This window comes from Hymenobacter aerilatus (genome assembly GCF_022921095.1).
In the GTDB taxonomy this organism is placed as follows: Bacteria; Bacteroidota; Bacteroidia; order Cytophagales; family Hymenobacteraceae; genus Hymenobacter; species Hymenobacter aerilatus.
Genome location: NZ_CP095053.1, coordinates 253,413 through 266,871, shown reverse-complemented (window position 1 = coordinate 266,871; position 13,459 = coordinate 253,413). Strand labels below are relative to the sequence as shown.

10 protein-coding genes are annotated in these 13,459 nt (G+C 53.4%); 3 read left to right on the top strand and 7 right to left on the bottom strand.

Annotated features, from left to right (window positions below):
* Positions 1-44: 44 nt before the first annotated feature.
* Both MUN82_RS01110 and MUN82_RS01105 read right to left on the bottom strand, forming a co-directional pair.
* Positions 45-2,633 (bottom strand): M14 family zinc carboxypeptidase, encoded by a 2,589-nt coding sequence (locus MUN82_RS01110; protein WP_245094082.1) that lies wholly within the window; start codon positions 2,631-2,633, stop codon positions 45-47.
* 181 nt (positions 2,634-2,814) lie between these two features.
* Positions 2,815-3,090, bottom strand: coding sequence for a hypothetical protein (locus tag MUN82_RS01105; protein ID WP_245094080.1), 276 nt, complete (start codon positions 3,088-3,090; stop codon positions 2,815-2,817).
* Positions 3,091-3,263: 173 nt separating this feature from the next.
* On the opposite strand from MUN82_RS01105, the gene MUN82_RS01100 reads away from it, so the two are divergent.
* Positions 3,264-3,737, top strand: coding sequence for a hypothetical protein (locus tag MUN82_RS01100; protein ID WP_245094078.1), 474 nt, complete (start codon positions 3,264-3,266; stop codon positions 3,735-3,737).
* A gap of 77 nt (positions 3,738-3,814) precedes the next feature.
* On the opposite strand, the gene MUN82_RS01095 is transcribed toward MUN82_RS01100, so the two are convergent.
* Both MUN82_RS01095 and MUN82_RS01090 read right to left on the bottom strand, forming a co-directional pair.
* The gene (locus MUN82_RS01095; protein ID WP_245094076.1) at positions 3,815-5,212 is read right to left on the bottom strand and encodes a RagB/SusD family nutrient uptake outer membrane protein; all 1,398 of its coding nucleotides are present in this window, start codon (positions 5,210-5,212) and stop codon (positions 3,815-3,817) included.
* A 57-nt stretch (positions 5,213-5,269) separates the two neighbouring features.
* Positions 5,270-8,248 (bottom strand): SusC/RagA family TonB-linked outer membrane protein, encoded by a 2,979-nt coding sequence (locus tag MUN82_RS01090; protein WP_245094074.1) that lies wholly within the window; start codon positions 8,246-8,248, stop codon positions 5,270-5,272.
* Positions 8,249-8,795: 547 nt separating this feature from the next.
* Between MUN82_RS01090 and MUN82_RS01085 the strand changes: the two genes are divergently transcribed.
* Together MUN82_RS01085 and mltG are read left to right on the top strand one after the other, a co-directional pair.
* Positions 8,796-9,968 carry a ribonuclease D gene (locus MUN82_RS01085; protein ID WP_245094072.1) on the top strand — a complete coding sequence of 391 codons (1,173 nt, stop codon included), beginning with the start codon at positions 8,796-8,798 and terminating at the stop codon, positions 9,966-9,968.
* Positions 9,969-10,054: 86 nt separating this feature from the next.
* The gene (gene mltG, locus MUN82_RS01080; protein WP_245094070.1) at positions 10,055-11,122 is read left to right on the top strand and encodes an endolytic transglycosylase MltG; all 1,068 of its coding nucleotides are present in this window, start codon (positions 10,055-10,057) and stop codon (positions 11,120-11,122) included.
* Between the two features lie 11 nt (positions 11,123-11,133).
* On the opposite strand, the gene purN is transcribed toward mltG, so the two are convergent.
* The 3 genes from purN to MUN82_RS01065 are packed head-to-tail and all read right to left on the bottom strand — an operon-like array spanning position 11,134 to position 13,455.
* Entirely contained in the window at positions 11,134-11,811 is a 678-nt protein-coding gene (gene purN, locus MUN82_RS01075) for a phosphoribosylglycinamide formyltransferase (RefSeq protein WP_245094068.1), read from the bottom strand.
* Between the two features lie 6 nt (positions 11,812-11,817).
* Positions 11,818-12,747 (bottom strand): glycosyltransferase family 2 protein, encoded by a 930-nt coding sequence (locus tag MUN82_RS01070; RefSeq protein ID WP_245094066.1) that lies wholly within the window; start codon positions 12,745-12,747, stop codon positions 11,818-11,820.
* Positions 12,748-12,756: 9 nt separating this feature from the next.
* Positions 12,757-13,455 (bottom strand): WbqC family protein, encoded by a 699-nt coding sequence (locus tag MUN82_RS01065; RefSeq protein ID WP_245094064.1) that lies wholly within the window; start codon positions 13,453-13,455, stop codon positions 12,757-12,759.
* Positions 13,456-13,459 lie beyond the last annotated feature (4 nt).

Sequence of the window (13,459 nt, the reverse complement as noted above, 5' to 3'; positions counted from 1 at the left end):
CACCAAGTTTGGTGGGGCTTTTTGTTTGTATTAAAGTAAAGACCCTATTGCCCTACCAGAAACACCGCATTACTGAACAGCAGCTTACCGCCCTGCCAAAACGCCCGAAACAGAGGATTATCGGCCATATATACCACCTGCCCCCTACCCAGTTCCTGGGCACCTAATACAAACGTATCGACCAACTGGCGGCGTGCCTGCACCCCCGTGAAGCCCGCCGCATAGCTGTTCTTCTTGAGCACGCCCACGTTCCAACCCCCATCGCCCAGAAACTGATAGTTGAGTGGGTCGCGGACCAAGGCGAAGTAGGAAGGCCCGTAGCCAAAGGCCAGCGGATGCGTGTTGTCGAGCTGCACGCGGTAGACGCTACCTTGCACTTGTTCCTGAAGCTGCGCCCGTTCGGCGTCGGCATAGCGACGAAGTTGCTGGTAGGGGTTGCTTTTCTTGCTGGTAGCGCTGTCCGTTGACTTGGTTTTCAGCAGAAAATCCTTTTTATCCGCCAGGAAGCGGGCGGCGCCTTCTAGGGCAATCAGCTTGCCACCTGCCCGCACCCAAGCTTTTAGCGCCTCCAGTCCACGGTCAGAATACACATCGGAGTAATTGCCATCGGGCAGAATCAGCACGTCGAATTTCTGTAGGGGTACGCTGTTGATGTAGTTGGTGCCCAGTACTGTGAGGGGGTAGTGAATCTGCTGCTCAAAGAAATGCCATACCTCGCCAAACGCGCCGGGGCTTACGCCCTCGCCCGCCAGCACCCCTACGGTAGGCTGCCCCACAAAGCGCACCGAACTAGAGCCCAGGTCGCTGCCGGTGGTAGAAAAACCGGTTTGCACGTCCTGCACCGCCACGCCGGCCGAGTCGGCCTGGGCACGCACCACTTGATCGAGCCTGCTCCCCATAGCCTCGTTGCCAGCGCGGGTAATTACCAGTGTGCCAGGCGCGTATTGCTGCCCGCCTGCCTCAAACGCCTTTTCGGCCACGCGCACCTTCACCTTGGCTTGCAGTAGCTGACTCAGAAACTGCACATCGTGCTGATTGGTCCAACGGCTTAGGTAGGCGTAGGGCTTATCCGTTGCGAACTGTGCGTTGCGCGTTGCGGGTGAGGGGGACTTAGTTGCTGACGCCTCAGAACGCACGCCTTGCAAACGCTCTTTCAGCGCATAGCCTTTCAGGCCAAACGAATAAGGCAATGCCCAGGCCGTAATATCGTAGGTGAGCGAGTCTTCCAGGGCTGGCTGGGGTTCAAACAGCACCTTCACCAGCGTCGATTTGGGCTGATACATGCTCACTACTACATCCTGCGGCTGCACTTCCACTACCTCGTCTTTGCCCGAGTCGTAGCTGTAACCTCGCACGCGCGCCCTGCGGTTGGCGTAGCCATAATGTATCTGCTGGCGCTCCAAGTACTCCGTGAGGGCACGCAACTGGGCGGGGTCGGAGGAACCAGAAAGCACATAGGTTTTATACACGCCACGGGGCTTGGTGCGGCCATCGGTGAAATACTGCTGAAACTCGCTCAGCAGCTTGTCGTGGCGCTCGGCCGCCGCCTGAATGGTAGCCCGGCTGGCCGCGTGGTGGTGGCTGATGCGCTGCGTGAGCGTGAGCGTGTCGCCCTCGGTGCGAGCAATGCGCACACCCGCCCTACCCGAGCCGCCTTGCTCGTAGGTCATGCCTATGGCGCCGTTGAAGCTCGGCCACGTGTCGCCGTAAGTAGGCGCAAACAAGTCGTATACCTCGCGGGTGAAGTAGAGCCAGTTGTTTTTGTCGAACACTTGGCGGTTGTAGTCGCCAATGGCATCCTGCATCTGGCGCTGCCACTTGGTAATGTCCTCATGAAACGGCTTGGCCGCCGGGGAGAAATAATACGGATTATCAACGCCCATCTCGTGAAAATCGGCGTGTACCTGGGGTAGCCACTGCGTGTAGAGCGCAATGCGTTGGCGGCTTTCCTGCTGCGTTTGCCAGGCCCAGTCGCGGTTCAGATCGAAGTAGTAGTGATTGGGGCGGCCGCCGGGCCACGGCTCGCGGTGCTCCCAGGCGTAGGGCGAGGCATTGACTGGCTGCCCGGCCACACGGTTGTACCATTCCACGTACCGGTCGTGGCCGTCGGGGTTCACGCAGGGGTCCACGAGTACCACCGTGTTTTGCAGCCACTGCTGCATCTGCTGGTCCTGGGGGTTGGCTAAGTCGTAGAGCACCTGCATCACCGCCTCCGACGACACCGCTTCGTTGCCGTGCACATTATAGCTCAGCCATACAATGCCCGGCTGCGCCGCCTCGGTTGCACCCTCAGCCAAGCCAGCCCGGCGCAGGTTGCTCTGCCGAATGGCATCCAGGCGCTGCATATTTGCGGGGGAGGCTACCTGTACTACCTCCAGCGGACGGTGTTCGTAGGTGCTACCGTACTGTTGTAGACGCATCCCGTTGGGCGTATGCGCTACTACGTGCGCCACATAGCGCAACAGTTGCGCATGAGGGGTGAAACGGGAGCCCAGCGGATAGCCCAAAAACTGCGTTGGCGTAAGCAGCGGACCATCAGCCGGGGCAGCGGGCAGCTGCGCGTAACTGGCAGTGCTGGTCAGACACCAGAAGCCCAGCAGCCAGCCAAGCAGTGAGGAGAAAAGTTTGGTCATTGGGGTGTAGAAAGAATAGATAAGTGCCCGCGGGCAGTTCACGGCACCGAATATAGTGTTGACCGTTCGTTTTCGGTACTTCTTCTCAGAGCAGTAGCACCATGCCAACGCAAACAGACCGCTTTCCTACCCTGCTACAGAGTAAGAAAGCGGTCTGTTGACCAACTATGCCTAGGATAGACTACTCTACATACATAGCCGGCGCAATACTATCAACCGTTACGGCCGAAGGGCCTTTCTCGCGGATTTCGTAGAGCGCATTTTCCAAGATGCCGCGCCCCAGCAGGCTTAGGCCAGCGTTGAATACTCCCAGTGCCACCGTACCCGCGCCTACCCACTGCGCGGTAGGCGCCTTATCATCTTTCATCTTGGCAGCCCATTGAATCAGGCAGCTGCCAAAGCCAACTACTATCAGCCCCGCCGGAGAAAAAAGCAACCATTTCTGTTTATGCGTCATATGCGTAGGATGTGTGAGTGTAGTAAAACCAGTCGCCGTCGCACGTCACAAGCAGCCCGCTGTGACCAGCAACCTAGTAGCAATCGTATCTTTGGGCACCGGGGTTACATAGCTGCTCTATTTTAGCACCTGCCTGTTCAGCTCCGCTTCTCGTTTCACTCCCTACCCTCTCCATGAGCGCTACCACCTACGACCAACTCCTGCATCAGGCTTTCCCCGGCCCTGCTGACGCTACACAGTACCTCAGCAAGCCTACTTTGGCGGCCTACCACGACCTGGAGCGCGCCAGCCGCTCCGAGTTGCCGTTTCGCTTCGAGCGGGTGCGCTTGGCCGTAGCCATGGCCCTCATGAAGCTGCTGGCCGACCTGGGCGACCACGCCGACAGCCGCGCCGTGCTAGACCTGCTGCACCGCGCCCTGCGCGCCGGCTCTACCAAGGAAATTGACGCTGTCATCACCAAAGAAGGCAAACTATTTGACCGTCTCTACTCCAACCTCTATGTGAATGAGCAAGGCGAGCAGTTGCTAAACCTTTTCGGCGAAACGCTGGAAGCCGATTCTGTAGCCGGCATGGACGACCTAATAGCGGAAGCGCTTGAGTTGGCTCGAGAGCTGGATTTTACGCGAGATGAAGAGGAAGAGGATTGATTTCCTATTACCCTTACTTAAAAAAGAAGCCCGCATAGAAATATGCGGGCTTCTTTTTTATTGTTAAATATATGCTACTAGCCTCCGTAGCCAGGATTCTGTACTAACTGAGCATTTACGTTGATTTCCCGCTGGGGAATTGGCAACGTAAGTAAGTTATTCGTGATAGGTGTAACCACGTTTCTCGGGTTTCCATCTTCATCTGTTACCGTGCGTACTAAATCAGTATTAGTACGCTTCAAATCATAGATGCGGAATCCTTCAAAAGCCAGCTCTAATTGTCGTTCGCGCAGAATAGCTTGCTGAGTCAGTTCAGCATCGGTTAGTGGCGTAGCACTCGAACGTTGCCGCACAATATTTACGTCTGCTAATGCACTTGACCGGTTCCCAGCCTGCAGAGCCGCTTCGGCGCGAATCAGATACATTTCTGCTAGACGAATTACTGGAATATTCTGTCCATAGGTAGTCCACTTACCGGAACGCAAAGAACCAGCTCTAGCTCCCGTACCTACATACAGCAGTTGCGCCCTTCCACGGGCATCCGCTGTACTGTATTGATTAGCGAAAGTAGATTGTACAGCTACATCACCGCGTCCCAATTGGCCAATGCTAGCAAACAGCGTTGCCAATCCACTATTGGAAGTTCCCGCGTTATTCTGCTCATTTTGCTGAATTTCTAGCAAAGTTTCAGAAGAGTTACGGTTTGTGAATACTGCCTGTAGCGTGGGCGACAGTGCTTTACGGCTATTGGCAATAACACTATTTGCGGCAGTAGCAGCGGCGGTGTAGTTACCTTGCTGTAGATACACGCGTGCCTGCAATGCCTGCGCAGTGTAGCGCGTAGCGCGTACCCCGTTGGCAGTGGGTAGAAGTTGAGCAGCCTGCGTAAGATCAGTTAATATCTGGCTATATACTTGGGCTACCGTAGCACGAGTACCCAGCACCGAAGCTTCCTGCAGTGATTTAACGGGTACTAGGCTGATAGGCACACCAAGCTGCGTGTTGGTGCCCCCTGCCACGTATTGTTGCGCATACAGGTTCACTAGATTATAATACATCAGCGCCCGGACAAAACGAGCTTCCCCTTCGTAGGTAGCTTTTAGCGTAGGATCCGTTACTACGGGAAGCGCATCAATCACCAGGTTGGTTTGGTTAATTTCCTGGTAAGCTTCACGCCATATTGCTTCAGCTGAGGAATTCAGTGCGTTTGTTGTGCGTGCCGTTAGCTGTCGGTAGTTTGTAAAAGTGCCCTGGAACGTGATATAATTATCAGCTCCCAGTAGCTCCGGTACCAGAATCAAGTCGGTACCATAAAGGCTTGGATCGTCTAGCTGACTATACAATCCTATGACGGCGCTACCTACTTTGTCTTGCGTATTGAGTGCCGTAGCGGCATCTACGGATTGGTAGGGGTCCAGATCCAGCTGCTTTTCGCAGCTGGTCAGGCCCGAGCCAAGGGTAAGCCCCAGTGCCAACAGTGTGGCTGAGCGGAAAAATATCGTTTTCATCAAGTACAGTCTCGTTAGTTTCGGTTAAAAGCCGATGTTGATACCTATCATATAGGTCTTTGGCAATGGCGGCGTATAGAAATCGTGGCCAATCAAGTAGTTAGCTTGGCCAAACGCCGCCGTATTTACCTCCGGGTCATACCCGTCGTAGTTAGTGATGGTGAATAAGTTTTGTGCCGTTAGATAAATACGGGCAGATTGCACAAAGCCTTTATTCATCATATAGTCGGGGAAAGTATAGCCTAACGTAACGGTTTTGCCACGGAAGAAAGAACCACCCGTTACCCAACGCGACGACACCACTGTACCGTTGCTACCGTACAGGCGCGCCTGCGGTACGTTGGTAATGTCGCCGGGATTCTGCCAGCGCCGCAGCTGATCGATGGTCTGATTATCAAAATAATCGCCGGCTACCGACTGGTAGATGCCCGATGCATTATAGATATCGTTGCCGTACACAAACTGCCCCAGGGCGCTGAAGTCGAAGCCGTTCCAAGAAACTGTTGTCGTTACACCACCCGTAAATTTCGGATTCGGGTTGCCTACCTTCTTCAAGGGCGACTGCGTGTAGTCGTTGGTAGTAGTACCCCCTTCGGTATAATAGAGCGCATCGCCATTAGCCGGATCTACACCTGCGTATTCGCGGCCCCAGAACACCCCAATAGGTTGACCTTCACGCACGCTACCTAAGTAGGCACTTTGGATAGGAGCTGTCAGCGAAGTAATCTCGTTGCGGTTAAACGATATGTTGCCACCCACATTCCATTTTACAGCTTTATCGATTACTAAACCATTCAGAGATATTTCCAAGCCACGGTTGCGCAGCTTGCCTACGTTTTCTGTTACTACTGAGTAACCATTCGTGTAAGGCAATTGGCGATTTAGCAGTAGGTCGCTGGTCTTCTTCTCGTAAACATCTACCTCACCCGTAATTCGATTATTGAACAAAGCGAATTCCAAACCTAAGTCGGTTTGCGCGGTGGTTTCCCACGTCAGGTTAGGGTTACCAATGGTAGCGCTCGGCTGTAAACCAGCTTGGTCAGCGTAAGGCAAGGCAGTGTATAAACTGCGAGAAGAATAGTTTCCGATTTCAGCATTACCCGTTACCCCGTAGCTGCCACGCAGCTTCAAAAAGTTAATCAGCGAGTTATCCCGCAGGAAGCTTTCTTCTGAAATCACCCAGCCCAGCGAACCGGCTCCGAATGTACCATACTGATTATCAACACCAAATCGTGAAGAACCGTCTCGGCGCACGCTACCTGACACCAGATACTTGTTGCGGAAAGCGTAGTTGACACGGCCAAAGTAAGAGATGAAAGTAAACTCCGAGCGCGACGAGGATGTACCTGCCGTTTTAATAGCAGCGCTGGCCACCTTAGTAAACTCAGCGTTGGGGAAACCGCGGCCTTCGGCAGCCGTTTCTTTCGTATCGGACCGTTGGAACGAGAAACCAGCTAGTACTTCTACCCCATGGTCTTCATTAAAGACTTTGTTGTAGGTAGCCGTATTGTTGGTAGTGTAATTTACTACCTGTACTTGGTTGTTGTATCCATAGCCAGTGTTCCCACCATCCTGCGTACCAGCCGCGCGGTAAAGTTCTTCGTTCAAGCTCAGGAAGTCTGCCCCTGTTTCGGTCCGCAGAGTCAAGCCTTGCACAGGTTGGTAGGTTAGGTAGGCCGTGCTGAAAGATCGATAATTACCAGCGCGGTTCATACCGTTTTGCAGGTCCAGCAAGTTATTGTAGTAGAGCGTGTTTCTATTGAGCGAACCATCTTCTAGATAAGCTGGCTGCAATGGTGGTAGCGCATTCAGCTGAATGGGGTTAGCAAACGCGTTGTCGTTGGGCGTACGGTCGTTCACAGAACGGGTCAATGATAGGTTCAACCCTACCTTCAATTTGTCGCTAATGCTGTGGTCGAGATTTAGACGGGCACTTCCCCGACGGTAGCGGTTGCCAACAATAATACCGGTCTGGTCGTTGTAGGTAGTACTTAGGTAGAAGCGCGTCTTGGCGTCACCACCACTCACATTGAAATCATACTGCGACACTTTGCCACGACGCAGACCACGGTTCACCCAATTCTCATTAGCGGTTGAGTTCAGGTCTATCCCGGTGCCATTGTCATCCAACTCTTGCTGCAAATCGAGCGCACCGAAAGGAGAATTAGCCGCCGCTTCTGTAAGCAGTTCGCGGTATTGATCAGCATTCAAAAATTTGCGCGTATGGGTAGGAGAGCTAGTACCCAAATAGTAACCTACATTCACCTTTGTGCGTCCTTGCCGTCCCTTCTTCGTGGTCACCAGAATCACTCCATTGGATGCACGTGAACCATAAATAGCCGAAGCCGACGCATCTTTCAGAATAGAGATAGATTCAATATCATTCGGGTTCAGATCAGCCAGCGGGTTCAGCGGTTCCGTATCCGAACTTACGTCCTGTGACGTTACGGGAATACCATCGATTACATACAGCGGCTGGTTGGAAGCCGTTACCGACGAAGAACCCCGCACGCGAATTTGAGGACCAGCTCCCAACTTACCCGACGTTTGGCTGATGGTAACGCCCGGCGTACGGCCCTGGATGGCCTGCTCGAAGCTCACAACCGGCGTATTCTCTACGTCTTTGGCTGTCAGTTGGGTCACGGAGCCTGTTAAGTCGGCCTTGGTCTGGCTGCCGTAGCCCACCACTACTGCCTCATTCAGCAGCGTTTCGTTGTTGCTCAGCGTCACATTGATTACTGACTGGGCACCTACGGGTACTGTTTGTCCTACATACCCGATAGCGCTGAACACTAGGGTAGCATTAGGCTGCACAGTAAGAGTGTAGTTACCTTCTGCGCCTGTGCTGATGCCGTTGGTCGTGCCCTGTTCCAGCACCGTCACGCCCGGAATACCGCCGCCATCCGGTCCTATCACACGGCCACTTACGGCACGTGTTTGTGCCCAGGCTGCCGTAGTCAGCAACAGGGCCCATACCAGAGTTAGTAAAAGTTTCTGTCTCATGTAGTGTGTCTGAGGGTTGGTTAAAGAAAATGTACATCAACATGACAGCGCATTATTGACTGTGCTGTCGTTATGAAAAGGTTATGGCGTGCTCTCTATAACTCTTTGGCGAAGTACGTGTAACATCACATGCTATGCACAGCAGCTGCTCAGCGGCCAATAGTTATTCTCCTGTATTCTTTGCTTAATGAAGTTATTCAATCAGCGAGTTTCCTCCATCGTCATACAGCAACAGAAGACAGAGTGGTGAGGCAGGATATACAAATCTATAAGCCAAAAATTATTTGTTCTAGTATCTTGCTTATTTTCCTTGTCGTCAATTAGTGTAAAACATTCAAAAGATAATTCAATAAGATTTTAAATCAATACGTTATTCAGGATAAGTAGCTATCCGTCCAGCACTCACATCACGCATATTTTTTTCTCTCAAGGTAGCAGTCTCGAAGGTGTTGCACAATTTACTGATTTTGCCGGCTGTCCTTCCTACCTTTACTCACTACCTCTGTGCTTTACATGTGGTATCTTCTATGCTAGCTTAGCTTACGTAATGCCCCCCATCCACTACCTCACTACGGCTGCCGAGGTGCAGCAGTGCGCCGCCGACCTACGCAACCAGCCTCGCATTGCCATTGACCTGGAGTTTGACGATATGCGCCACCGCTACGGCCGCAATCTGGCGCTGATTCAACTTTTTGATGGTCGCACTGTCTACCTAATCGACCCGCTGCCTCTTACCAACCCGGCCCACGAGCTGGAGCCCATTTGGGAGCTGCTGCGCGACTCAGCCATCGACAAGGTATTTCACAGCTGCAAGTCGGACATTCTGCTGCTTGATGAGCTGTACGGCGTGCACGTGCGCCACATCACCGATACCAGTGTACAGTACACCCTGCTGGGCGAGTCAGACAACAATATTTCGTTGGGCCGTCTGATTCAGAGCGAGCTGGGCATCGAAGTAGACAAGGGAGAGCAGAAATCGAACTGGCTGAAGCGGCCCCTCACGGATGCACAGAAGCAGTATGCCGCCAACGATGTGCTCTACCTGTTTGAGCTGGCCGACCGCCTGCAAACGAAGCTAGCGGCGCTAGGCCGCTCCCAATGGGCCGAAGAGGAAAACGTTGCGCTGGAAGACGTACGCTACACCCGCGACGAACGGCCCTACCTACGCATTGCGGGCAAATACCGCATTCTGCCGCCCGAAATGCCGCTGTTTCGCGATTTGTATTTACTACGCGACCAAGTAGCCCGGCAAATTGATCGGCCGCCATACATGGTCTTTGCCAACGACCGTCTGGCCGAACTGGCCCGCGACACGCCCCGCACCCTGGCCGAGTGGCAAGCCGCCCGGGGCTTACACCCCGAGCTGAAACGAGCCCCCTACCTCGATCAACTGGCGGGCTTCCTACCCGACGTGTTTGTGCCAGTACCTGAGCCTACCCTACCGCCAGAGCAGCGCCGCTTCCCGTTTCGGCGCCGCCTCACCGGCGAGAAGGCTGCCCGCGCCGACGCCCGCGAGCAACTGTTACTGCAGTTGAAAACCTTTATTACGGAAGATATCAACGTATATGTAGCCAATCTGGTGCTCTCAAACCGGCTGATATCCGATATCATCGAAGAAGGTGCTGACCACGCTTTGCGCCCCTGGCAACGCGCCATTCTGCGCGATACCGCCATGCAGCACCAGTTGCCGTACGACACGATTGCATCGCCTTTCCAATAAAAGCAAACGGCTGTATTTTCCGAAAGCCCATGACTTTTCCCGAAAAAGCCCGGTTCGTGCCGGGCTTTTTTGTGTTTTATCTTTGTATGATGACAGAAAATTCTGCTTCTACCCGCTTGCGCTGGCGGGTGGCATTTGGGTTGTTTGGCGTGCTCACGTTGCTAGGATTGGCAGGTAGCTATGCGTGGTGGCGGGTGTGGCGCAAACCCAACGTGGTGGCCTCACCACTGGGGCCAGCCTACCTGTACATTCGCACGGGCACCTCGTTTGAGTCGGTGCTGGATACGCTGCGGCGGCAGGAGCTCCTGCACGAGCCCAGTACGTTTGCTTGGCTGGCCCAACGGCGCGGCTACCCTGCACAGATTCGGCCCGGCCGCTACCGCCTCGATTTTGGGCTCGGTAATGCGGCCCTACTCGACAAGCTGCTGCAAGGTGAGCAGGACACAGTTGATTTTCAACTAAGTGCTTTCAAATACAAGCCGCAGCTGATCCGGCAGATAGTCCAACAGCTGGAAACTGATTCGCTGGCATTGCGGCAGTTGCTGCAAGACAACGAGTGGCTTCAGCAGCAGTACCGACTTGATACTACCACCGTGCTGACGCTGTTTCTGCCGGGTTCCTACCAGCTGGTCTGGAACACCTCGGCGCGGCAGTTTCTGGATTCGGCGGCGGCCACACACCGGCGGTTCTGGACTGCCCAGCGCCGCCAGCAGGCCGATTCGTTGGGTTTATCGCCTACCCAGGTGCATGTGCTAGCTAGCATCGTGCAACGCGAAACGGCCATGCCGCAAGATAAGCCCATTATTGCCGGCGTGTACCTCAATCGCCTGCGCCGCCGTATGCGCCTGCAAGCAGACCCTACCCTACTCTGGGCCATCGGTAACTTTGGGGTGAAGCGGGTGCTGAACAGGGATAAGCTGGTGGACTCGCCTTATAATACCTACAAGCACGCTGGCCTTCCGCCTGGCCCCATCACCTCGGCCAACCGCCAGAGCCTGGATGCCGTGCTGCGCCCGGCGGCACACCAGTACCTCTTCTTTTGCGCCCGCCCCGACCGGAGCGGCTACTCCGATTTTGCCGAAACCTTCGCCGAGCACAAGCTGAATGCCCGCCGTTACCAGCACACACTGGATAGCCTGAAGATCATGCGGTAATAATGTTAAGATTAGCCACTTACTTGCTGCCACAACTCCTCGGTCAGCAGTCCGGCATCAAAGGTTAGCGGCGGGGAGCACAGCAGCGTTTTTTGCAGGTAGCGGAGTTGCTCTTGCTCGGGGCCGCCTACCCACCCAAACCGGTGCAACAGGCTTTGCAATAATATTAGCCCCGCGCCCCGAAACAGCACTTGGTGCAGCGTAGCAGGCGCATCGCGTTGCCAGTCGACAGGTAGGGCGCACTGGGCCAACACCGGGCCGCCGTCTACCTGCTCTGTCACCTCATGGCACGTGGCGCCCAATATGCGTACCTGTTGCGCCCGCGCCTGCTCCACGGTTTTCATGCCTACCAGACCGGCAAAAGACGGGAGCAAGGAATAATGCACGTTGATAAAGCGCCCAGGAAACAATGCCAGCGTTGCCGCATCCAGGATACGGTCGAAAGCCAATACCACCACATCGGGTTGGGCTTGTTGCAGCGCCGCCTGCAACGCTTCGGGCGCCTGCCGGGAATAGGTTACTTGCGCTACCGGCAATTGCTGATCGTCGGCATAGGCCAGAGCACCGCAGGGCCGGTCGGCCAGCACCAGGCAGATTTCCCAGGGTAACTGCAAGCGGCGCGCTGCCTGATGCACCAGGCGCAGCGTGCCCCCACCACCCGAAACCAGAAAAGCAATTCGGTGCTTCATGTAGTGCTAGTCCAGCGTTTCCCGCTCCACAAAGTTTGGCCGCCGGGTGGTTTTTAAATTAATGCGGTGTATGTATTCGCCCAGAACACCCATGCCTAGCATAATAAGCCCTACCCCAAAACCAATGGCAATAATCAGCGAAGGGAAACCAGAAAGAAAGTCATTATAGATCAGCTTACGAATCAACACATAAGTGGAATATATCAGCGTAACTAAAAAGACAAGAATAGAAAGCACGGATAAAATCCGCACGGGCAAATCAGAAAATGTAACAAATATATTGATAGAGTGATTGAGTAATTTTCGTAGAGTATAACTACTTTTTCCAGCGACTCGTGGTTGATGTGCCACGGCTACGCTACTCACACTATCTGTTATCCAGGATAAATAACCATCCAGAAACGTATACGAATTATTCATCTCCAGACAGTATTTCGCCACACTGGTTTTTATCAGCCGAAAAGCCGAGTAATCTGAGTGTAATCCCGGAATACCTACGCGCAGCAACTTCTTTAACAGACGAGAAGTGTAATTACGAAAAGCGGAGTGTTGCAGGGTTTCATATTTGCCATATACCACATCAAAATTGCCTTGTTGCTGCTGCGCAATCAGCAAGGCAATATCTGCGGGACGATGCTGTAAATCCTCGTCTAGGGTAATGATGAACTGGCCACGGGCGTGCCCAAACCCGCAGATTAGAGCGTTATGCTGCCCAAAGTTCCGCGACAGCCGCACGCCTTTTACCTGGTTCCCGAACTGCTGGTGCAGCGCCTGAATAACCGCCCACGACTGGTCGGGGCCACAATCGTACACGAGGATGATTTCGTACGTCCAGCCGGCTTGCGCAAAGAAATCGCGCAGTTGTGCCACCAATGGGCGCAGGGTTTCTTCGCCTTGGTACACCGGTACGATAACAGAATAAGCAACGGCCGTCATGTACGAAAGCTAGGGAGTAGAAAAGGTTTTCATAAACTTCGGCGCGTTCGGGCCTTCGTTGAACAATAGATCCAGCACCGAAACACCGTGCTCGAACGGCTGATTGCCAAGCTGCTGATACGACGGATAGCCGCTGTAATCCATCCAACGCACCGCAATACCAGCCGCTGCAAACAACGACTCGTCCAGGTAGTCCTTGGCCGCTGGCCCCGATAAGTATTCTGTACCGCCTGCATCCTGCACCAGCTTCACCAGCCGCTCAGTTTTTCCCGCAGCTAAGGTATACTCCATCGACCAGGAAATTTTGGTAGTGATACCAAGCACGTCACAAATAGCCTTAATAAAAGTATAATTGATTTCGCTTAAATAAGTATATTGATTAGCCTCGTATAAACTTTGAAAAATGCTTTCATAATTTTTAAAAAACAAAGACTTCGCATACGCTTGCTGGATGCTACGCCAATGTTTTTGTTGCCAAATTGAACTTATGACGGGCGTATCCTTTATTTTTTGCTTGAAGTCATATTGTTGCACCGGTATAGTCAGCCATTGCAAGCCGTGTGATGTAACAATTTTATTTCTATTACGCCAGTCGCGGCGTGTATACTGCATATCATCGTATAAAATAAATTCATCTACTGCGTGAATAATATCAAAATACCCTTTCCAGGGAATATAGTTTGATTGCAGAATAGCTACCTTTTTCATTTAC

Bases quoted from the DNA above. Each gene is read 5' to 3' on its own strand.
- MUN82_RS01100 (WP_245094078.1), top strand. From the start codon at position 3,264: ATGAGCGCTACCACCTACGACCAACTCCTGCATCAGGCTTTCCCCGGC.
- mltG (WP_245094070.1), top strand. From the start codon at position 10,055: ATGATGACAGAAAATTCTGCTTCTACCCGCTTGCGCTGGCGGGTGGCA.
- MUN82_RS01110 (WP_245094082.1), bottom strand. From the start codon at position 2,633: ATGACCAAACTTTTCTCCTCACTGCTTGGCTGGCTGCTGGGCTTCTGG.
- MUN82_RS01105 (WP_245094080.1), bottom strand. From the start codon at position 3,090: ATGACGCATAAACAGAAATGGTTGCTTTTTTCTCCGGCGGGGCTGATA.
- MUN82_RS01090 (WP_245094074.1), bottom strand. From the start codon at position 8,248: ATGAGACAGAAACTTTTACTAACTCTGGTATGGGCCCTGTTGCTGACT.
- purN (WP_245094068.1), bottom strand. From the start codon at position 11,811: ATGAAGCACCGAATTGCTTTTCTGGTTTCGGGTGGTGGGGGCACGCTG.
- MUN82_RS01070 (WP_245094066.1), bottom strand. From the start codon at position 12,747: ATGACGGCCGTTGCTTATTCTGTTATCGTACCGGTGTACCAAGGCGAA.
- MUN82_RS01065 (WP_245094064.1), bottom strand. From the start codon at position 13,455: ATGAAAAAGGTAGCTATTCTGCAATCAAACTATATTCCCTGGAAAGGG.
- MUN82_RS01085 (WP_245094072.1), top strand. From the start codon at position 8,796: ATGCCCCCCATCCACTACCTCACTACGGCTGCCGAGGTGCAGCAGTGC.